Below are 20,156 nucleotides of genomic sequence, written 5' to 3'. Positions count from 1 at the left end.
CAATCCAAAATACAACGAAACAATTCAAGGAGGTACCTGCATGATTCAAGTATCAGGTGTAGGTCTACGTTACGGTGACCGTAAATTATTTGACGATGTAAATATTAAATTCAACCCAGGTAACTGTTATGGCCTAATCGGTGCAAACGGTGCTGGTAAATCAACTTTTTTAAAAATTTTATCTGGTGATATTGAGGCACAAGAAGGCCACGTATCAATGGCTAAAGATGCACGTCTTTCAGTATTAAAGCAAAACCACTTCGAGTACGATGAATTCAATGTATTAGATACGGTTGTTATGGGTAATAAACGTCTTTGGGAAGTAAAAGCTGAAAAAGACGCAATCTATATGAAACCTGAAATGACAGACGAAGACGGTATGCGCGCAGCTGAACTTGAAGGCGAATTCGCTGACATGAACGGTTGGGAAGCAGAATCTGATGCTGCCACTCTTTTAAATGGTCTAGGTATCGGCGACGATCTACACTATATGTTGATGGCTGACTTAGAAGGTTCTGACAAAGTAAAAGTTTTACTTGCACAGGCACTATTCGGTAAACCGGATGTTTTACTTCTGGATGAGCCGACGAACCACTTGGACTTAAAAGCGATTAAATGGTTGGAAGAGTTTTTAATTAACTTCGAAAACACTGTAATCGTTGTATCCCATGACCGTCACTTCCTAAATAAAGTATGTACACATATTGCTGACTTAGACTTTGGTAAAATTCAGCTTTATGTTGGGAACTACGATTTCTGGTATGAGTCAAGTCAATTAGCGCAAAAAATGATGGCTGACCAAAACAAGAAAAAAGAAGAGAAAATTAAAGAATTAAAAGAATTCGTTGCACGTTTCTCTGCAAACGCATCAAAATCTTCTCAAGCAACGTCTCGTAAAAAAATGCTTGATAAAATTGAGCTGGATGACATCCGTCCTTCAAGCCGTAAGTACCCGTTCATCAACTTCCAAGCTGGTCGTGAAATCGGGAATGACGTATTAACAGTTGATGGCTTAACAGCTTCACAAGATGGCGAAGTATTATTCAAAGACATCCGCTTCTCAATGAACAAAGAAGATAAAATTATCCTTTTAGGTTCACCAAATGCAAAATCTGCATTTATGGATATTTTAATGGATCGTAAACAAGCAGATGCCGGTACGTATAAATGGGGTGTCACAACATCTCAAAGCTACTTCGAAATGGATCATGACCAATACTTCGGCGGCAATGAAAAGTCATTAGTTGAATGGTTACGCCCTTATTCTCCGGAAGATGAAACTGAATCGTTCTTACGTGGTTTCTTAGGCCGTATGCTATTCTCTGGTGAAGAAGTGAAGAAATCTCCTGCTGTACTTTCAGGTGGAGAGAAAGTTCGCTGTATGCTTTCAAAAATGATGCTTTCGAACTCGAACGTATTATTATTGGATGAACCAACGAACCACTTAGACTTAGAATCAATTCAAGCACTGAATGAAGGTTTAATCCGCTTTAAAGGCGCGATGATCTTTACATCACATGACCACCAGTTCATTCAAACAATTGCTAATCGTGTAATTGAGATCCGTGAAGACGGTTCAATTTTAGATAAGCCATTAACATACGATGAATATTTAGAGTGGAAAGATGCTCAAGGTTTATCTTAAGATAGACAATAAAAAAGAAGGTGTGCAGCTTAGCTGTACCCTTCTTTTTTTGTATTTTTATCGACTTACTCTCTAATTGATCGTTCAAAAATTTCAAGAATTTCAAGTAACTGTTTCTTCTCGCTTTCATCCGCCTTTAGAAGTTCAAGTTTGTCTTTGTATTCTGTTATTGAATAGCGAGATAGAACCGGTAAATCATACGTTTTTACAAGTAAATCAAATAAAGTTTGCTGTTCATCTGTTAACCAACTATGAAGTGCGTAAATATTTACGAAAATATACTGGCCCTCATTATTTAAACCGATAGGAGGCGCATATTCCGATAAAGTAAATGATAATTCAGGTTGCGGTTCAAGTGGTTTGACAACTTCATCTAGCTGCATATCCCACATTTTTTTAAATTGGTCTTCCCATAATAAATTTGCCGCTGTTCTGTAGCGTGCTTCAATCCAGCCCTTATTATAACGACCATCATGATCAATACCAATATTCCGATCTTTTATTAATTGTAAAAGCAGTTCATACTCTTCTTTCACTAATAAATAATCATTGATATAGGAAGACAAAGGTATTTCAAATGTCTGTAATAAATTATCCATATACTTTTTGTAATAAGGGTTTTGTAATTGTTCGTTTAGAGATTTTTCAATTTTTGCACGCGTACTTGAACGGATTGTTTCATCTAATTCAATACCAAAATCCTGTTTTAAATAATTAAACAAAGCGTACATCGCAACAATTTCTTCATTGGCAATTCGAAAAGCATAGAATTTTTTTGGGATTTCTTCTTCACGGTAATAATATTCATGCTCATACAGCTGTAATGTAATATCTTTATGTTTTCGTAATTGATTAACGTCAAACATAGGAATTTCATTAAACTCATATTTTGTCACTTCACCAATTTCCCAATCAATTGTCCGTTCCGCGATTTTAAATATTTCCATCAACTCATTCGCAATTGCTTGATTTTCTGATCCTGGTGCTGCTTCTTGCTGTAATGCATTTTTGTATAGAATAAAATTATACCGCGCCAATTCATGTAAATTATATTGTTTTTTTATAACGTAAAGAAAATCCCGCTGTTCCATTGTTAGATCAGATTCACTAAATTCTTTTGAAGCAAAAATCGTTTCACCAGCTAGATTTTTAGTGAAATTAAAAAAAGTACTGTCGATTGCGAACGGCAAATCGAATGTCGGACGATCAGGTTTTATATGGATGAACTCGCTTTCCGCTAAGTATTCCATGTAATCGAAGGAAATTTTCATTTTTTCCTGATAGAGCGTTTGCTGATCACTACTCGGATAGCTAAACAAGCCAGTTTCATCCTGAACGAGACCTTTATTACTGGAAAACATGTCTTCTTTTAAAAGATCATGTTCTGTATTAATTAATAAATATTGCTCGATATAGTCCTGATTGCTTATATTAAGCGCTTGGAACATGGTTTCAAGATAAGGTTTTAATAAATGATCCTGCAAATCCTTTGTAAGTTGCTCTTCTAAAAGTTCTCGTTGTAATTGACGCTTTTCCTCACTTAAGGTGATATTTTGTTGATGTAAATAATCGATCAGCGCATATTTATTTATTGCATCATTTAACGCAAAAAATGTTACAGCTTCTTTCGATTGCATTCGATGATCTCGGTAAAATAGCTCATACTGGTGAATTTTTAAGTATATCTCGCTTATCGGTCTAAAATTATCCCCACTGTCCGCAAGGGGGTTCATTTGCTCGTTTGTTTCTTTACTTTGTTTTTGCCAATAAGACATTCCGAACAAACCGGCAATGATAAATATAACAATCGCTATCCACTTTATTAATGAGGTATTTTTTATATTGGCTTCATTAAAATTTCGTATTAGAAACTCAACCTTTCATTTTTTTTGTTTTTCTAAATTATATCATTATATGTAAAAATATGGTTCAAAAACATAAGTTGAGGATGACAAAATTGAAAAATAATATTTTCTAATTAAGTCCGTTCTGCTACGCTACTTGGCATAAAGTGAATTTCTGCAAAAATTGAGATTTAAACATAGCATTTCCGCTCGTTGCCTCGCGATAGCGCAAGCAGCTTAATTGCGTATTTATTACTTCACTTTATAATGAGGGCAAAATTTTGGGATTGGTGGGCCTCGCAAACGGCAAGAAAGGCAGTGATAAAGACACGCATCACGTGGCTTTATCACTGCCTTTCTTGCCGTAGCCCACCAATCAAGTGAAATTTTATTAGAAAAGCAACCCCATGTTATGGTGATGAGCCAAAAATATGCTAAACACAAAAAAAAGCTGCGTATCAATTGATACGCAGCTTAGGATTTGCAAGATTATAGTTTTGTTACGTTCTCTGCTTGTGGTCCGCGGTTTCCATCTACAACGTCGAATTCCACTTGTTGACCTTCGTCTAATGTTTTGAAACCTTCACCTTGAATAGCAGAGAAATGTACGAATACGTCATTTTCTCCTTCTACTTCGATAAAGCCAAAACCTTTTTCTGAATTAAACCATTTTACTGTACCTTGTTTCATATTGAATACCTCCAAAAATAAAAGTTAACAATTAAATGTCCTAATAAATAAAAAAAACACACATTACAAGAGCACCGATCAACTAACTCGATTACTGTTTGTAATATGTGAATCCATTGTATTCGGTCAAACATTTCAATTGTTAAATACAGTATATATTCGGCTTTATTTCATGTCAATTAGAATAATTTAAATTATAAAAATTTTGATCTTAAGTAGAAATTACCTCAGGAGTTAATATTATAATACCATGATAAATCTGACTGTCTTCATCACATGCTTCACAGAACTCACACTCTTCTTCAGACCAAAATGCATAAAAACGGTCATTTTTGTAAGCTTCAAACTCATATTTTTCGCGAAATTTTGCAAGTAACTGATTAAATGCTATTAGGAATTGTTGTTCTGTCTCAAATTTTTCAACAGATACAATATGTTCTTCCCAGCCCTCAAATTGCCACCAAGGCTCATAATCTGCTTTCATATATATAATTTGATACATAAACATTATCCTTTCTTTATAAGACCATTCTATACAGAGAACATGAATATGTCTAATAATCGATATTTTCATATGATACTGCAAGTGATAAGACAAATAATAGTATAAATTTATTAAAATGGAATGATTGATTTTTTAAAGAACCTCACACAATATTCCCTAGCAGCTTTTATCGTTTTCAAACATTTTACTTTGTTATTTGAACAAAAACTTGATACGATTAGAAAAAGACTTTCATTTTTTTATTTGTGAAAGAATTAAAGTCTGAAACTTTTTTTCATTTCAAACGTATCAATAGTATCGAGTAAAGGAGGTACGAAAATGCTTGGTCCTATAAATTTTCTTACAAGACACTTAATAAACTTTTTAGTCTTCTCAACTGCTCTAACACTTACTTTTGTAAATTTATCGGGTATAGCGACGATGCTTGCACTACCTCTTGGAGTAGGTGCCTATCTCATTAGCAATAAGGTGACATTGGGCATTCAGAAAGCTACTCAAAGTAAAAAGCTAGGGCTGTCCAAATCCGAATATAATTTAATTGAAGCACAACTTAAACAGGCCCGTGCACATATTCAGGCATTGAATCAGCAGTATATCCGTGTACGTTCTGTACGCTCATTTAAACAAATAAATGAAATGTCTAAATTATCAAAGCGCATAATCAATATTGTCCAGACTAATCCTCAAAAGTTTTATGCAGTAGAAGATTTCTTCTATGCACACTTACCTTCAGCTGTTGAGCTGTCGGATAAATATACATTATTAACAAAAGAGCAGGTTCCTGGTACGGATGTACATTTAGCTCTGGAAGATACGCGTAAAACATTAAAAGAGCTTCAAATAACGATGGAATCCGATTTGAAGAGTGCTCTATCATCAGATATCGAAAACTTAAAAATCGAACTTGACTTTGCTAAAATGTCGAATGAAAAACGTAAAGATCGATTAAAAATCGGCGGTGAGTAACAAATGAATATGACGAATAATCCATTTGATGCCTTTACAACAAGTGAGAATACAGACTTACAAGTAAGTAAAGAACAATTTGCGGTGAACGTTGCGAACAATGCAGCCTCACCGCTTTTCGCATCATTATCAAATCAAATGAAGCAAAGGGTATTACAACTAGCGCAAAATTTGGAACCAAAACAATATGAAGATATTCTTGCATTTGGTTTGCCCGCTCAGGAAGCATTAAAGAAATTTACTTCCCAAATGCTACAATACATCCAGCGAAAAGATGTCCGAAAAGTGGGTGAAGTATTATCTGATTTAATGCAGCATCTAGAAATGATAGATCCGGATGCTTTGATCGAGCAGGAAAAAGGTTTTTTTGCAAAGTTATTTAATCGTTCCAAACAGTCTATTCAGGAAATCATGACTCATTATAATAAATTAAGTAAAAGAATAGACCGATTAAGTATTCAATTAGAATATAATCAAAGTGCTCTACTGAATGATTACCAGTTTCTAAATAAATTATATGCAATGAATGAGGAATACTTTCAGGAAGTTAATATTTATATTGCGACGCTTGAAGTAAAAAAACAGCATATGAGGGATGTTGTGTTGCCTGCCCTTCAACAAGAGGTAATAGAAGGTCAAAACCCTTTTAAACAGCATGAACTGAAAGATTTGGAAATGCAAATCGAATGGATTGACCGCCGTATGTATGATTTAGAGCTTTCGCGGGAAGTTTCCATCCAATATGCTCCCCAAATCCGTATGATTCAACAAACAAATCAACTGTTAATCGAAAAGATTCAAAGCTCTATTATGACGACTATACCTCTATGGCAGTCCCAAATAGCCATGTTATTGAATATGAACAACCAGCGTCGCGCTATGCAATCGCAGGAACGTCTTATGAATGCATCAGAGCAATTAATGCGGAAAAACGGAAAGATGCTCGAGGCTTCCAGTAAGGCAGCAAAACGTCCTGCACTATCACATAACGATGTTGACCGCTTTAAACAAACTCAGCTTCAACTATTGCATGATATCGAAGACACGCTACGTATGCACGTGAAAACAGATGAAAAGCGCCATGAGATCGAACATATTATTTTAGAGCAGAAATAAAAAATGGGTACGTAAAAGACAAAATAGCCTTTTACGTACCCATTATTTTTAAGCAAAATACTCTTTGTAGAATCCGCCAACTTCACCTGTGTTATCAATAACAAAGATGAATTCTTCCGTCTCATTCTTCACTTCATATTCTTTGCCTACTGTTAATACATTTGATACTAAATACTTTGACGCATCCGTATGTACACATTTTACTGTACGAATCGTAGGTGCATCTTTCCATTTTAAATGTAGCATGCTGTTCCCTCACTTTTAACAAATATCTATACTCTTCTATTTTATATGATTTTACCGCTATAGGAAAGCCTCGATCGTATAAAAAACGGTAAGCACCAATAATTGATAGAAACAGTAGTACATGTTAAACTCACATTCAGAGGTGGAATTTATGGCATTTGGTAGTGTTCCAATGTGGTTTTTTGCAATAGCAATTGCATTTGCCGTTGTCTTTATACTTATTAGTGAATGGAATTCGAGAAAGTAAAGCTAGACAAAAGAAAAACAAGGGTGTGTTCCGAAAGAAATTTTCCGGAAACCCCTTGTTTTTTTAGTAATAAGCTATTTTTATAGATGAATCACTATTTTTAACGCAACGTACGCTTTAAAAACTCCTTCGTCCGTTCATGACTTGGATTTACAAGTATTGCTTCCGGTGACCCTTCTTCTACAATGACCCCTTTATCCATAAAGACGATGCGGTCTGATACTTCTTTTGCAAATTCCATTTCATGCGTTACAATCAGCATTGTATTTCCTTGATCTGCGAGATGACGCATTACTTTCAATACTTCCCCTACCATCTCCGGATCGAGTGCAGATGTCGGTTCATCGAATAACATTACATCCGGATCCATCGCTAAAGCACGGGCTATTGCAACACGTTGTTTTTGGCCACCAGATAAATGCTTTGGTTTTGCGTTTTTATAGGCACTCATACCAACAAGCTCCAAGTACTTCATCGCATTTTGCTGTGCCTCTTCTTTTGAACGCTTCAACACCTTTATTTGCCCGACTACACAGTTATTAAGCACGTCTAAGTTATTGAATAAATTAAACTGCTGAAAGACCATTCCTAAATGTGTACGGTAGTTTTCTATATGGTGGCCATCATTTAATATATTTTCTCCGTTATATATGATTTCTCCGGCTGTAGGAGTTTCGAGCAAGTTAATGCATCGTAACAATGTTGATTTCCCAGAACCAGAAGATCCGATTAATGTGACAACTTCCCCTTTATTCACCTGGAAGTTAACATCTTTTAATACTTCATGGTCACCGAATTTTTTATTTAAATGGTTAATGTCAATTACAACTGTCATATTTTATTTACCATCCTTTTCTAGCTTATTGCCTGTAATGAGCTCCACTTTGTAGGAAGCAGGTCCATCCATCTTCTTCTCAAACAGTAATAAGAACCGTGTTACGGTAAATGTCATAATGAAGTACAATACCGTTGCAATAAAGAATGCTTCGATATATTTATAGTTGCTTCCGGCTATCGAGTTCGCTGTGAAAAATAGTTCCACAACGGAAATAACACTTAATACGGAAGAATCTTTTATATTCATAACGAACTGGTTGCCTGTTGCAGGTAATATATTGCGCGCTACTTGTGGAATGACAATATGTAACATCGTTTGAAGATGATTCATGCCAATTGCCTGAGCTGCCTCAAATTGACCTTTGTCAATTGATACAATACCCCCACGTACATACTCAGCCATATATGCCCCAGTATTTAAACTTATAACGACAGAAGCTGCAAGAAAGCGGTCAATGTCAATCCCTAAATATACGAGACCATAAAACACAACCATCGCCTGTACCATCATTGGGGTCCCTCTGAAAATCTCAACATATGAAGTTAAAATAAAATTAAATACTTTTAAAATAATCGTTTTTACGTTCCTTTTACGTTGTGGAATTGTATGCATTATTCCTATAAAGAATCCAATAAGTGTTCCACAAATTGTTCCGATAATTGCTAATAGAAGTGCAGTCCAAGCTCCACGTACGAATAAATCCCAGTTGTTCGTAAACAAGTTCCATGATGATTCTAAAAATGCCATAGCCTTGTCCTCCAATTCTTTCTTATTAATATATGTATTAAGCAATGATAATAGAAAAAGGTTGTCTCCCGTTTGCCGGCAAGACAACCTTCATTAAACAATAATTGCAACACGATTATTGTGCTGCTGGTTGATTTGCAATTGCGTCTTCCATTAATTGTTGACGCTCTTCTTCCGAAATTTCAGCTAATACTTTGTTAATTTGTTCACGTAAATCAGATCCCTTTTTCAAACCAACTGCTACTGCTGTTGACGCTTCATCTGCTTCGAAGTTTGGTTCTGGAACGATGTACTTAATGTTGTTTAATGCCATTTCAGCAGAGATCCCTTCAGGACGCTCAGAAACGTAGCCATCGATTGCACCTGATTGTAATTGCACGCGCATTGCACCAAAGTCAGTTGCTGCAACCTGCTTGTTTACACCTTCGATTTGGTCGATTACGTCATAGTGAGTTGTCGCTTGCTGACCAGTAATTTTAGCACCTGAAAAATCAGATAATGATGTTGCATTTGCATATGGACCATCTTCTTTTACGACAATTACATAATCGCTTGTATAATAGTTTTCTGTGAAATCAATCGCTTCCATACGATCTGGCATTGGCGACATACCTGCAATTACTAAATCAATTGCTCCAGATTGTAGAGAAGGAATTAAACCATCCCAGTCCGTTTTAACGACTTTCAATTCCATATCTAAGCCTTCAGCGATTTTTTTCGCGATTTCTACATCATAGCCTGCTGCATATTCTTTCGAACCATCAATCGGTACGCCACCGTTTGAATCGCCCTTTTGCGACCAGTTAAAAGGTGCATAACCGGCTTCCATACCAACCTTCAATACTTTCTTGTCTGATCCAGTTGTTGTTTCGTCATCTGAACCGCATGCTGCAAGTACAAATATTGTCATCATTGCGGTAATGACCATTAATAGTTTCTTTTTCAAGTTAACTCTCCCCTTAATAAATGTATTTCAGGCTTTTAAAAATGAAAAAAAACGACCAAAAAGGATATCCTTAGGTCGTTTACATTCACGATTAGCCCAAATCCTCTACAGTTCCCAATATGAGATAGCACACCTCAATCATCCGGGAAGAAGATTGAGACAGTCCTGCAATTATTTATTACAGACCCAGCGCTGTTAAATCGAGCTATAACAACACTTCGGCGATATTTCCTTCTTTTATACTTCACTGTCAGCTCAATGACTCCATACAAAACTATTAAATACCGCACCTCTACCTCACTAAGCTGTGAGGTTTTGTTATTAAATTAATAGTTTAAGTTTAACATTATTCCAACTTTTCCGTCAACACTCATTTTTCTGAAATTTAAAGGAAAAAAGCTAATTCGCAATATACATTACGAATTAGCTTTCAAAGTTTTAATTATGAATTTAATAATAAATCTTCTGGGTTTTCGATCATTTCTTTAACTGTTTTTAAGAAACCAACAGAATCTTTACCATCAATAATACGGTGGTCGTAAGATAATGCTACATACATCATTGGGCGAATTTGAACTTCACCGTTAACAGCTACTGGACGGTTAACGATAGAGTGCATACCTAAAATACCAGCTTGAGTACCATTCATGATTGGTGTAGACATTAATGAACCGAATACACCACCGTTAGTGATAGTGAATGATCCACCAGCCATGTCGTTTAAGCCTAATTTTTTGTCGCGTGCTTTACCAGCTAATTCAGCGATGTTTTTCTCGATTTCAGCAAAGTTCTTAGCGTTAGCATCACGAACTACTGGTACTACTAAACCTTCTTCAGTTGATACAGCGATACCGATATCGAAGAAATTGTTTAAGTGAATTTCATCACCGTTAATTTGAGCGTTAACGTATGGATATTTTTTAAGTGCTGCAACTACTGCTTTTGTGAAGAATGACATGAAACCTAATTTAATGTCGTTATCTTTCACGAATTGTTCTTGTTTACGTTTACGTAAAGCCATGATGTTAGTCATGTCGATTTCGTTGAACGTAGTTAACATTGCAGTTGATTGTTTAACTTCTAATAAACGTTTTGCAATTGTTTGACGACGACGGCTCATTTTTTCAACAGTTACACGATCAGTGTCACCTGCTGGAGTGAAGATCATTGGACCATTTCCAGCTGGAGCTGCAGTTGCTTGTGCAGGTGCTGCCGGCGCTGTGCCATGAGCTGCTACATCTTGAACACGTACACGACCTTGAGGATCTACTGGAGAGATCGCTGCTAAGTCAATGCCTTTTTCACGAGCTAGTTTACGAGCTGCTGGTGAAGCAATTACTCGCTCACCTGAAGTTTCTTCAACTGCTACTGGAGCTGGAGCTGCTGCTGCTTTAGGAGCTTCTTCTTTTGCAGGTGCAGCAGGAGCTGGTGCTTCCTCTTTTGCTGCAGGTGCAGGTGCTGCGCCTTCGCCAGCTTCAACTACTGCGATTACTTGTCCTACTAAAACAGTATCGCCTTCTTCAGCTAAAATTTGAGTTAATACGCCTGCTTCTTCAGAGATGATTTCAGCGTTTACTTTATCTGTTTCTAATTCTACGATGAATTCGCCTTTTTCTACGCGATCTCCAACTTTTTTAACCCACTGGGCAATTGTGCCTTCAGTAATTGATTCTGCTAATTCAGGGACTTTAATTTCAGCCACGTTCATATCCTCCTTTTATTACGCTATACAGTTATTGTATAGCAAGCTACCCCTACCTTGTATAGAAGTAGCTCGGTATCAATCAATCGATTATATTATTTTTCAAGTGCTTCGTTAACTAATTTCGCTTGAGCTGCTTTATGTGAATCGCCATCACCTTCAGAAGTTGAGCTCATTGCAGGACGACCTACATAGCGAACTTTTTTGCCTTCAGCAATTTCATATAATGTTTCAAGAACATAAGTCCATGAGCCTTGGTTTTTCGGCTCTTCCTGTACCCATACAATTTCTTTCACATTTGGGAAACGAGCGATAATATCTTTCACTTGTTGTGCTGGGAATGGGTAAATTTGTTCAACACGAACGATGTGTAAATGGTCAAAACCTTCGCCATCTTTTACACGTTCAGCTAAATCAATCATTACTTTACCTGTTCCAAGTACTACTTTTTCTACAGCTTCAGCATTTTTACCTAAACCTGGCTGTTCAATTACTTCCTGGAAACGACCAGTTGCAAGTTGTTCAGCAGTCGCTGCAGCTAATGGGTGACGTAATAATGATTTTGGAGAAACCACTACTAATGGACGTACACCTTCAGTACCTAATAATGCAGCTTGACGACGCAATAAGTGGTAGTAGTTGCCTGCGTTAGAGCAGTTTGCTACGAACCAGTTATTTTCAGCTGATAATTGTAGGAAACGTTCCATACGGCTAGATGAGTGCTCTGGACCTTGACCTTCATAACCATGTGGTAATAAAAGTACGAAACCAGATTTTTGACCCCATTTAGAACGAGCACTTGAGATGAAGTTATCAAACATTACTTGTGCCATGTTTGCAAAGTCACCGAATTGCGCTTCCCATACAGATAGTACGTTTTCGTTTTCTAAATTATAACCATATTCAAACCCTACAACACCCGCTTCTGTAAGTGGTGAGTTGTAAACAGTGAATGAAGCATTTGCACCTTCAACATGGTGTAATGGTGTAAATTCAGCACCATTGTTTTTGTCATGTAACACTAAGTGACGTTGAGAGAATGTACCACGTTGTGCATCTTGACCAGTAAAACGTACCGGTGTGCCATCTTGTGTAATTGTTGCATATGCTAATGTCTCAGCATGACCCCAGTCAATTTTACCTTCAGCAAATGCATCACGACGTTTTGCTAAAATTTTACCTAATTTGTTTTGTGGTTCGAAACCGTCACCAAATACAAGTAGGTCTTCATTCACTTTAGCTAAACGCTCTGCATCGACTTTCGTGTCAATTTCAGGGAATTCAACTTTTAACTCTTCAGGCATTTCAATAGATGTATGTTCGTCTTTTTCTGCCATTGCCTTAACATGGTCGTAAGCAGCTTGCATTTCTGCATAAATGCTTGTATCCAATGCTTTAACTTCATCTGCAGATAAAATACCTGCTTCAGCTAGCTGTGCACCATATAATGCTCGGATTGGCTCATGTTTTGCTACTAATTTATATGTTTCAGGGTTTGTTACTGTCGGATCATCTGTTTCATTATGACCGTAGCGACGGTAACCAATCAAGTCGATAACGATATCTTTTTTAAACTTATCACGGTATGCCGCTACAAAACGACCTACTGCTGCTACTGTTTCAGGGCTGTCTGCATTCACATGGATTACAGGAATATCATAGCCTTTTGCTGGATCTGATGAGTAGTTTGATGAACGAGAATCATGCAATTCAGTTGTGAAACCGATCATGTTGTTCGCGATAATCTGTACAGTACCACCAGTTTTAAAGCCAGCTGTTTGAGAGAAGTTAAAGCCTTCTGTTACAATCCCTTGACCTGCAAATGCTGCATCACCGTGAAGAATAATACCCATTGCAGAAGATGGATCATGCTTAGCAACGCCCGGTTTAGAAGTATCATCTTGTGCAGCGCGCACAGAACCGATTACAAGCGGGTTACCTACTTCTAAGTGAGAAGGATTGTATGCTAATTTCACATTCAAGCCAGAATCATGTGTGTAAGATGCACCCATATGATACTTAACGTCACCAGTCCAGCCTTTAGTAATTTGTAAACGGCCATCTTCCGGTAAGAAAAGTTCATTTGAAACGTGTGCGAAATCTGAGAACATCATATCGTATGGTTTTTTCAGTACGTGAGTCAGTACGTTTAAACGACCACGGTGAGCCATACCGATGCGTACATTTTTAACACCGTTTGATTCAGAAGCCTTAATGATTTCATCTAATAAAATGATTTGTGTGTCTAAACCTTCTCCAGAGAAGCGTTTTTGACCAACGAATGTTTTATGGATGAATTTTTCAAAGTTTTCAATACGTGTTAAACGCTCCAACACGGCTTTCTTTTCTTCTGGAGTTAAAGAGGCTTTAAATGCTCCTCCTTCAATTTGTGCTTCGATCCAAGCACGTTCTTCCGCGTTTTGTAAATGTGCAACTTCGACCCCTACTTTATCTGTATAAACAGACTTCAAGTAATCAATTGCTTCTTTACCGTTAGTAACGCCTGCAGGGACATTTGCAAAAAATACTGATGCAGGAATGGCCTGAAGATCTGCTGCCGTTAAATTGAATACGCTTTCTTCAATGCGTGAAGTGTCTAATTGACGATTTTTTAAAGGGTACAAATCTGCTGCTAAATGACCATATTCACGAATAGATTCTGCCAATTTAACTGCTGCTAATACTTTTTTGTAGTCTCCAGTACCTGCTACAGCTGCTGTTGCAACTGGTTGTTGACCATCTGCAAATACAGGACCACCGTAAGCTTGGAATAACTGTACTAATTCCGGTTCAACTTCTTCAGGAGATTGCAGGAATAAGTCGTATTGCTCTAATACATAACCTAAGTTAGGACCAGAGAATGCAGACCATGGAGAACCTGCAGGTAATACATTGTTCGACATGAAAATAACCTCCAAATTTTGCCTTATGGCTGTTCCAATAATTTACTTAGAAAGAAATAATTTTATATATCACAATATAAAAATTATTATCCTTCTGCTGTTGATAATAAAGTATTACTTTTTTATCTACCAAAATAAATCAAATAATATTTTACCACTCTTCCACATAGACTAAAAGCACATTATAAAAGGGGGAAGAACGTTTTTTCCATCTCAATCTTACTACTCTTCACAAAAAATACAACTCTTTTTATAAAAATTAGCATATTTTTTCTTGAACTATTGAAATAATAAATAGATTGACTAAAATTATTCTATTTTTTATGGAATTTCAGGGAAAAAATAGTGCCTTTTTGTAAAGTACTATCCACTTTCATCAAGATTCGGTATTTATCGACAAGCATTTTTGTGATACTTAAGCCGAGTCCCGTACCAGCCACATGATTAGTACGTGATTCATCAACCCGATAAAAACGATCAAAAATATACGGTAAATGCTCCTTTGGAATGCCGAGCCCATTATCTTCTATTGTTACTAATATTGTTGAGTCCGTATCGTTATAAAGAATGTTTATTTGAAGATTTGGCACATTGCTATTATATCGTATACTATTACTCATAATATTTCTAAAGATTTGCGCTAGCGCATGTTCGGTTACTGCAGCCTCTGCCCTCTGTCCTACAACAGCTAAATAAAATTGTGTATCTGGATATAACTGTAGTAATTCTTCTTTCACCTGTTCATAAACTTCTTCTATATTAGCTGCCGCAGATTCGTCAGCTTCCTCCCTGCGAGCCAGTTGCAATAATTCCTCAATCATCTTTTTCATGCGCGTAATTTCCGTTAAGGAAGTAGTTAATGACTCCATCAAAATTTCCGGGTCGTTTTTTCCCCAACGTTTAATTAATGATAAATGACCTTCGATAACCTGGATCGGTGTCCGCAGTTCATGGGAGGCATCAGCAACGAATTGTTGTTGCTTTGTAAACGAAATTTCAAGCTCATTCATTAACGTACGATACATCTGAAGTAATTCCCCTAATTCATCATGTGCTGAGTAATCGAATTGTGGCTGTGCTTTAAACCCATTATTTCTCACTAAATGCATTGCATCCCTCAGTTGGACAATCGGTTTAACTAATACATTCGCTAAATAATAGCTGATTGAAACAGAGAAGAGCATTGCGCCAAATCCAACGATAAGTATGGTAGTCAGTATATAATTCATCATCGTATGGAATGTCGTCAAAGGATGAATGAGCTGCATAATTCCTTGAAATTGTCCAATTCGTACCGCTCTGTGGATGACATATCCTTCTGTACCGTCAATTGATTGTTTCTCTATAATAGTTGAAAAATAATTCATTTCTTCGGTTGGAAATTCCGCCGCAGATGTTACATCATTGATCCGCATAATTTCAATACCATCCAAATTAAATATACGAACCGTTTGCTCCTGGGTCAAAATTGCTTTCATTAAAGCTGAATTATTTTGCAGTTTCTGTATTGTAACAGTGTTCTCCTGTGCTTCAAAAAAAGTGGACATATCATCTATTGTACGTAGTGCATTTTTTTCTTCATTATTAATAAGCCAAGTTTGTAATGCTACATACAGTACAATTGAAATGATGGCATAGCTTATAAAAATTGTTACGCCTACAGCAAGCATCCACTTTGATTTTAAGGATAAATGCAATTGTTTTATATATCCTTTTTTCATCCGCGCATCACATATCCTACCCCACGAACTGTTTCGATATACGGGTCATTGTTTGTTTGAAGTTTCGTTCTTAGATGTCGAATATATACATCGACCACATTCGTTTCTACTTCAGTATCAAACCCCCAAACGGTTTCAAGAATGAGCTCACGAGTACATACATGATTTTTATTTTCAACAAGCAACTTTAATAAATCGAATTCCTTACGGGTAAGCTCGATTTTATCATTTTCAAACAGCACTTCATAAGCATCAACATCTATTTCTAAATCACGCACGACCAATTGTTTGGAAGTATGGGTATGCTTTACCCTTCTTAATATAGAACGAATCCTTGCGAGCAACTCCTCAATAGCAAATGGTTTCACTATATAATCATCCGCCCCTGCATCCAGTCCCGCCACACGGTCCATCACTTCATCACGGGCAGTGATTAAAAGAATGGGTACATCACTTGTCTTTCTTATTCTGCGGCATACTTCGATCCCATTTAACTGAGGCAACATCACATCTAATAAAATACAATTAAATATTTCACTTTGCGCTAATTCAAGGCCGGTTCTCCCATCATAAGCGACCATTGTTTCAAATTGTTCGTGTTGAAGTTCCAGCTCTAAAAAACGAGCAATACTCTTTTCGTCTTCAATGATTAATATTTTTTGACTCATGCCTTTCCCTCTTTCAATCAAATAATATCTATTGTTACAATCTAGTTTACCATTTGTATTTTAAATAAAAAAAGATACGGAATAAATTTTCCGTACCTTCCATTAGCTATTCCGTTATACATCACTAATACAATATTGATATTCCGGGGACTGTTTTGCTTGATATAATGCCTGGTCTGCCAAATCAATGAGCTCATCCAGGGATTCGCTATGCTGCGGGTAAATGGAAATCCCTATAGATACAGTAGGAGAGAAATGCACCCCTCTTATTCTCCATCCAATTTCCAAGTTTTCTTGAATGCGATTCATTATTTGTTCAATTTGAACCGTACGCTCTATTTCGAAATTTGATAGTCCAGTAAATACGATTAAAAATTCATCTCCGCCTAATCTTACGACTAAATCTTCTTGTCGAACACTTTTAACGAGTGAATTGCCAAACTGTATTAAAAACTCATCCCCTACATCATGCCCATATAAATCATTAACTTGTTTAAAGTTGTCACCGTCTAGATAGAAGATGGCCAGACTTGTATCAGCATGCTTCGCTTCACTTTGAATCAGAGGGAAATCTTTGTATAGTTTTCTGCGGTTGCCAAGTTGCGTCAAACTATCATGATAAGCCAAATAAGTTAATTTATCTTCCAGTTCTTTGCGTTCGGTAATTTCTCTGGATACCATCACAATTTCCGAAATTTCATGGTGCGATAAATCTAAGGATATCGTATAATTGCCCTCCGTCCATATCGGGCTGTTATCTTTTTTATGCAGCAGCAATTCGATTTTCAATTCTTCTACTAAATCGATTTCTTTAGGGTTTAGCGCTTCCTTCCATACTTTAATACTTTCAGGCATAAGCAAATCTTCGTAAGGAGCCCCAATTAGTTCATTCTCTTCGTAGCCGAGCTTTCTAATGTATGAAGGTGAAGCATATTTAATTTTCCCATAACGATCAGTCACAACGATAAAGTCATTCGTATTATCTGTAATCGCCCGGAATATCCGCTCGATTTTGTATAACTCAGACAGCAGTTGCTTTTCCGAAGAAATGTTATATTGTACAGTAAAATATTGTTCAATTTCCCCAAATTCATTTTTTAACGGAACAATTGTGGAGTCGACCCAATAAATTTCCCCATTCTTCTTGCGATTACAAACTTCATCACGCCATACATTCCCTTCTTTAACTGTGCTCCATAAATTTTCGAAAAACTCTTTGTTATGGGTACCTGAATTGAAAATATGATGTGTATTTCCGATGATTTCTTCACGACTGTAGCCGGTATTTTTTATGATACGATCATTAATATCCGTTATCACTCCATGTACATCGGTAAAAATAACATCTGCTACTGAACTAATTGCATTTTTAAACATTTCCAAGCCATGTGAAGCTGTTCGCAAAGCTTGCTGTTGTTTAATAAATTCTGTAATCTCATGTAGCATAATAATTACAGCAATCGTCGCATCGTTACTAGTCAGTGAGGAGAAGGACGCAGTAAAACATCGACGCTCATTATTTTTATCAATAAAATATAGCATCTGCGATTGAATACTTTCCCCATTTTGAACGCATTTTATATATTTTTTAAGATGTTTTACACTCTTACCGTCCATAAAAGGCATTTCAAACAACTTTTGAGTAAGAGCATCTTCCATACAAATATTAAATTCATGAATAAAAGTAGGATTTGCTTCGAGCAAATGCATATCATTAGATACTAAAAGTGTAGATATAAATGAACTGGAATGTAATGAGCGCATGAAAAGATATTTGTCTTCCAGGTCACGACCGAGGGAAACTTCTTTTGTAATTGCCAAAACATAAGTTTTTTCATTTATAAAAATTGGTATCGATGTCGTACGCTGTTTTCGAACTTCCATTTTATCATACGTATAATCTTCGTATTCCATTTGTTTTTGATTTTGTATAGTCAAATTATAGTTTTGAATAATCGGTTTTGCTAAATGGGAAGGTACGACTTGTTCTAATAACTTACCGGTAGGATTAACGTTTATTAATTCTATAGCCGCTTCATTAACATAAATATAGCGGTACTGATCATCTACTCTTTCCATAAAGAAAACAGCATCATTACTATTCTTGAATAACAAATCCAATTGATTTATGGAAAAAATGGCGTTCATTACTTGCTCCCCCTATTGCACTATTCACTGTGTAAAACTTCTTAACCTGTTTTCTGTATAAATATTACATTTATCATATTGTACTTGCTCTTCTGTTATAACACAATCAATAAACTCTATTTTATTATGACTATATTCTATTTCATAATACCCTACAATAGTTGCATTTCCAATAAGTGACAGTTTCCATTTATCATTATACTGTTCAACCGAACACTGGACGAAGCCACCTGGATTATAAACTGTAATTAAATTACCTGAAACAATGTTCTCCATTGTAGAAATCAATGCTGAAGCGGTCATTGCAGTACCACATGCATTTGTAAAACCTACACCTCGCTCATACGTGCGAACGAAAATTTCATCGTTTGAAATAGGCAGCACATAGCTGACATTTACACCATTTGGGCAATACTCATTATCCGAATTTAAAAATGCAGCTAGCTGCTGTTGATGGGATGTATTCTCTATATATTTTTTTTCAACAATTCCAATTAAATGTGGGTTAGGGACAGAAACGGCTGTAAAAGGAATATCTTCAGAAAATGCCGCAATTCGCTCATGGTGCAATTCCTGCTTATCCTCTAAAAACAGCGGCAAAGATGATAATTCAAATGAAATAGGGGAAATCTCCACTGAATATGTTGGAAGCTGTTCAAAAATAGGAGCTTCTTTTCTTACTGTTAAACAAGCATGCATCGTTTCAATAATCGCTTCATCGATTTCCAATTTTTCGCATACATGTCGTGCAACACAGCGTAAGCCATTGCCGCACATAGAAGCTTCCGAACCATCCGCGTTTATGACGCGCATTTTAGCATCCGCAATATCGGAGGGTAAAACGAGCAACAGTCCATCTGCTCCTCCATTTATAGAAGGATTACATAATTGCTTAGCCATGTTCACATAATCAAGCTTATCGTCATATAATGCTTCGTATAAATAAAATGTATTTCCTGAACCGTGAACTTTAACTAATTGTACTTTCATTCTTTCGCCTCACCTTCTCATAATTACTATATTATACTTTGTTAAAAAACAAATTGTCATCAATATTATTATTAATTAGACTATTCAGAATATATAGACTTATAGTAGAAAAAAATGTTTTTTTCGAGCTTGAAAGTTGCGCCAAGAGAATATATTATAATAAAATGTAGATACAATTCTTATTTCGATATTGTTTTATTTGTCTAGGATAGAGCGAGACCGGCAAATTATGTT

General features: G+C 36.3%; 16 protein-coding genes and 1 riboswitch. Of the genes, 3 read left to right on the top strand and 13 right to left on the bottom strand.

The features are described 5' to 3' along the window. Window positions 1–40 precede the first annotated feature (40 nt). Window positions 41–1,645: an ABC-F family ATP-binding cassette domain-containing protein gene (locus tag H9635_RS04610; protein ID WP_191698980.1), complete on the top strand. Its 1,605-nt coding sequence runs from the start codon at window positions 41–43 to the stop codon at window positions 1,643–1,645. A 65-nt stretch (window positions 1,646–1,710) separates the two neighbouring features. Here H9635_RS04610 and H9635_RS04605 read toward each other — a convergent pair whose 3' ends face one another. From H9635_RS04605 to H9635_RS04595, 3 genes are all read right to left on the bottom strand, one after another. Further along, window positions 1,711–3,420 carry a hypothetical protein gene (locus tag H9635_RS04605; RefSeq protein ID WP_191698979.1) on the bottom strand — a complete coding sequence of 570 codons (1,710 nt, stop codon included), beginning with the start codon at window positions 3,418–3,420 and terminating at the stop codon, window positions 1,711–1,713. Window positions 3,421–3,978: 558 nt separating this feature from the next. After that, window positions 3,979–4,179 carry a cold-shock protein gene (locus H9635_RS04600; protein ID WP_191698978.1) on the bottom strand — a complete coding sequence of 67 codons (201 nt, stop codon included), beginning with the start codon at window positions 4,177–4,179 and terminating at the stop codon, window positions 3,979–3,981. A gap of 211 nt (window positions 4,180–4,390) precedes the next feature. After that, entirely contained in the window at window positions 4,391–4,681 is a 291-nt protein-coding gene (locus tag H9635_RS04595; RefSeq protein WP_191698977.1) for a DUF1033 family protein, read from the bottom strand. A gap of 321 nt (window positions 4,682–5,002) precedes the next feature. On the opposite strand from H9635_RS04595, the gene H9635_RS04590 reads away from it, so the two are divergent. Both H9635_RS04590 and H9635_RS04585 read left to right on the top strand, forming a co-directional pair. Further along, a complete protein-coding gene (locus H9635_RS04590; RefSeq protein ID WP_191698976.1) occupies window positions 5,003–5,650 on the top strand; it encodes a 5-bromo-4-chloroindolyl phosphate hydrolysis family protein in 648 nt (215 codons plus the stop codon). Between the two features lie 9 nt (window positions 5,651–5,659). Next, complete coding sequence (locus H9635_RS04585) at window positions 5,660–6,766, top strand: toxic anion resistance protein (RefSeq protein WP_225231121.1); 1,107 nt, start codon at window positions 5,660–5,662, stop codon at window positions 6,764–6,766. A gap of 48 nt (window positions 6,767–6,814) precedes the next feature. Here the strand turns inward: H9635_RS04585 and H9635_RS04580 are convergent, their stop codons facing one another. From H9635_RS04580 to dapF, 10 genes are all read right to left on the bottom strand, one after another. Beyond that, window positions 6,815–7,012: a DUF6501 family protein gene (locus H9635_RS04580; RefSeq protein ID WP_191698974.1), complete on the bottom strand. Its 198-nt coding sequence runs from the start codon at window positions 7,010–7,012 to the stop codon at window positions 6,815–6,817. Window positions 7,013–7,359: 347 nt separating this feature from the next. Continuing rightward, complete coding sequence (locus H9635_RS04575) at window positions 7,360–8,094, bottom strand: amino acid ABC transporter ATP-binding protein (RefSeq protein ID WP_191698973.1); 735 nt, start codon at window positions 8,092–8,094, stop codon at window positions 7,360–7,362. A 3-nt stretch (window positions 8,095–8,097) separates the two neighbouring features. Further along, window positions 8,098–8,844: an amino acid ABC transporter permease gene (locus H9635_RS04570; protein ID WP_191698972.1), complete on the bottom strand. Its 747-nt coding sequence runs from the start codon at window positions 8,842–8,844 to the stop codon at window positions 8,098–8,100. Window positions 8,845–8,959: 115 nt separating this feature from the next. Continuing rightward, complete coding sequence (locus H9635_RS04565; protein ID WP_191698971.1) at window positions 8,960–9,790, bottom strand: transporter substrate-binding domain-containing protein; 831 nt, start codon at window positions 9,788–9,790, stop codon at window positions 8,960–8,962. Between the two features lie 117 nt (window positions 9,791–9,907). After that, window positions 9,908–10,093, bottom strand: a riboswitch (Lysine riboswitch). Window positions 10,094–10,232: 139 nt separating this feature from the next. Further along, window positions 10,233–11,492 carry a 2-oxoglutarate dehydrogenase complex dihydrolipoyllysine-residue succinyltransferase gene (gene odhB / locus H9635_RS04560; protein ID WP_191698970.1) on the bottom strand — a complete coding sequence of 420 codons (1,260 nt, stop codon included), beginning with the start codon at window positions 11,490–11,492 and terminating at the stop codon, window positions 10,233–10,235. Between the two features lie 95 nt (window positions 11,493–11,587). Continuing rightward, on the bottom strand, window positions 11,588–14,395 hold the full coding sequence (locus tag H9635_RS04555; RefSeq protein ID WP_191698969.1) for a 2-oxoglutarate dehydrogenase E1 component: 2,808 nt from the start codon (window positions 14,393–14,395) through the stop codon (window positions 11,588–11,590). A gap of 314 nt (window positions 14,396–14,709) precedes the next feature. Continuing rightward, window positions 14,710–16,116, bottom strand: coding sequence for a HAMP domain-containing sensor histidine kinase (locus H9635_RS04550; protein WP_191698968.1), 1,407 nt, complete (start codon window positions 16,114–16,116; stop codon window positions 14,710–14,712). Then, on the bottom strand, window positions 16,113–16,784 hold the full coding sequence (locus H9635_RS04545; RefSeq protein ID WP_191698967.1) for a response regulator transcription factor: 672 nt from the start codon (window positions 16,782–16,784) through the stop codon (window positions 16,113–16,115). The genes H9635_RS04550 and H9635_RS04545 overlap by 4 nt, the downstream gene beginning before the upstream one ends. Window positions 16,785–16,898: 114 nt before the next feature. Next, window positions 16,899–18,932, bottom strand: coding sequence for a diguanylate cyclase domain-containing protein (locus H9635_RS04540; protein ID WP_191698966.1), 2,034 nt, complete (start codon window positions 18,930–18,932; stop codon window positions 16,899–16,901). A 24-nt stretch (window positions 18,933–18,956) separates the two neighbouring features. Then, complete coding sequence (gene dapF, locus H9635_RS04535) at window positions 18,957–19,922, bottom strand: diaminopimelate epimerase (protein WP_191698965.1); 966 nt, start codon at window positions 19,920–19,922, stop codon at window positions 18,957–18,959. Window positions 19,923–20,156: the final 234 nt, after the last annotated feature.

The organism is Solibacillus faecavium (assembly GCF_014836905.1).
GTDB classification, from domain to species: Bacteria; Bacillota; Bacilli; order Bacillales_A; family Planococcaceae; genus Solibacillus; species Solibacillus faecavium.
This window is presented reverse-complemented; position numbering and strand designations above follow the sequence as displayed.

Coding starts and splice junctions, on each gene's coding strand:
- dapF (WP_191698965.1), bottom strand. CDS start 19,922: ATGAAAGTACAATTAGTTAAAGTTCACGGTTCAGGAAATACATTTTAT.
- H9635_RS04580 (WP_191698974.1), bottom strand. CDS start 7,012: ATGCTACATTTAAAATGGAAAGATGCACCTACGATTCGTACAGTAAAA.
- H9635_RS04585 (WP_225231121.1), top strand. CDS start 5,660: ATGACGAATAATCCATTTGATGCCTTTACAACAAGTGAGAATACAGAC.
- H9635_RS04600 (WP_191698978.1), bottom strand. CDS start 4,179: ATGAAACAAGGTACAGTAAAATGGTTTAATTCAGAAAAAGGTTTTGGC.
- H9635_RS04540 (WP_191698966.1), bottom strand. CDS start 18,932: ATGAACGCCATTTTTTCCATAAATCAATTGGATTTGTTATTCAAGAAT.
- H9635_RS04590 (WP_191698976.1), top strand. CDS start 5,003: ATGCTTGGTCCTATAAATTTTCTTACAAGACACTTAATAAACTTTTTA.
- H9635_RS04595 (WP_191698977.1), bottom strand. CDS start 4,681: ATGTATCAAATTATATATATGAAAGCAGATTATGAGCCTTGGTGGCAA.
- H9635_RS04555 (WP_191698969.1), bottom strand. CDS start 14,395: ATGTCGAACAATGTATTACCTGCAGGTTCTCCATGGTCTGCATTCTCT.
- H9635_RS04605 (WP_191698979.1), bottom strand. CDS start 3,420: ATGTCTTATTGGCAAAAACAAAGTAAAGAAACAAACGAGCAAATGAAC.
- H9635_RS04610 (WP_191698980.1), top strand. CDS start 41: ATGATTCAAGTATCAGGTGTAGGTCTACGTTACGGTGACCGTAAATTA.
- H9635_RS04545 (WP_191698967.1), bottom strand. CDS start 16,784: ATGAGTCAAAAAATATTAATCATTGAAGACGAAAAGAGTATTGCTCGT.
- H9635_RS04550 (WP_191698968.1), bottom strand. CDS start 16,116: ATGAAAAAAGGATATATAAAACAATTGCATTTATCCTTAAAATCAAAG.
- H9635_RS04575 (WP_191698973.1), bottom strand. CDS start 8,094: ATGACAGTTGTAATTGACATTAACCATTTAAATAAAAAATTCGGTGAC.
- H9635_RS04570 (WP_191698972.1), bottom strand. CDS start 8,844: ATGGCATTTTTAGAATCATCATGGAACTTGTTTACGAACAACTGGGAT.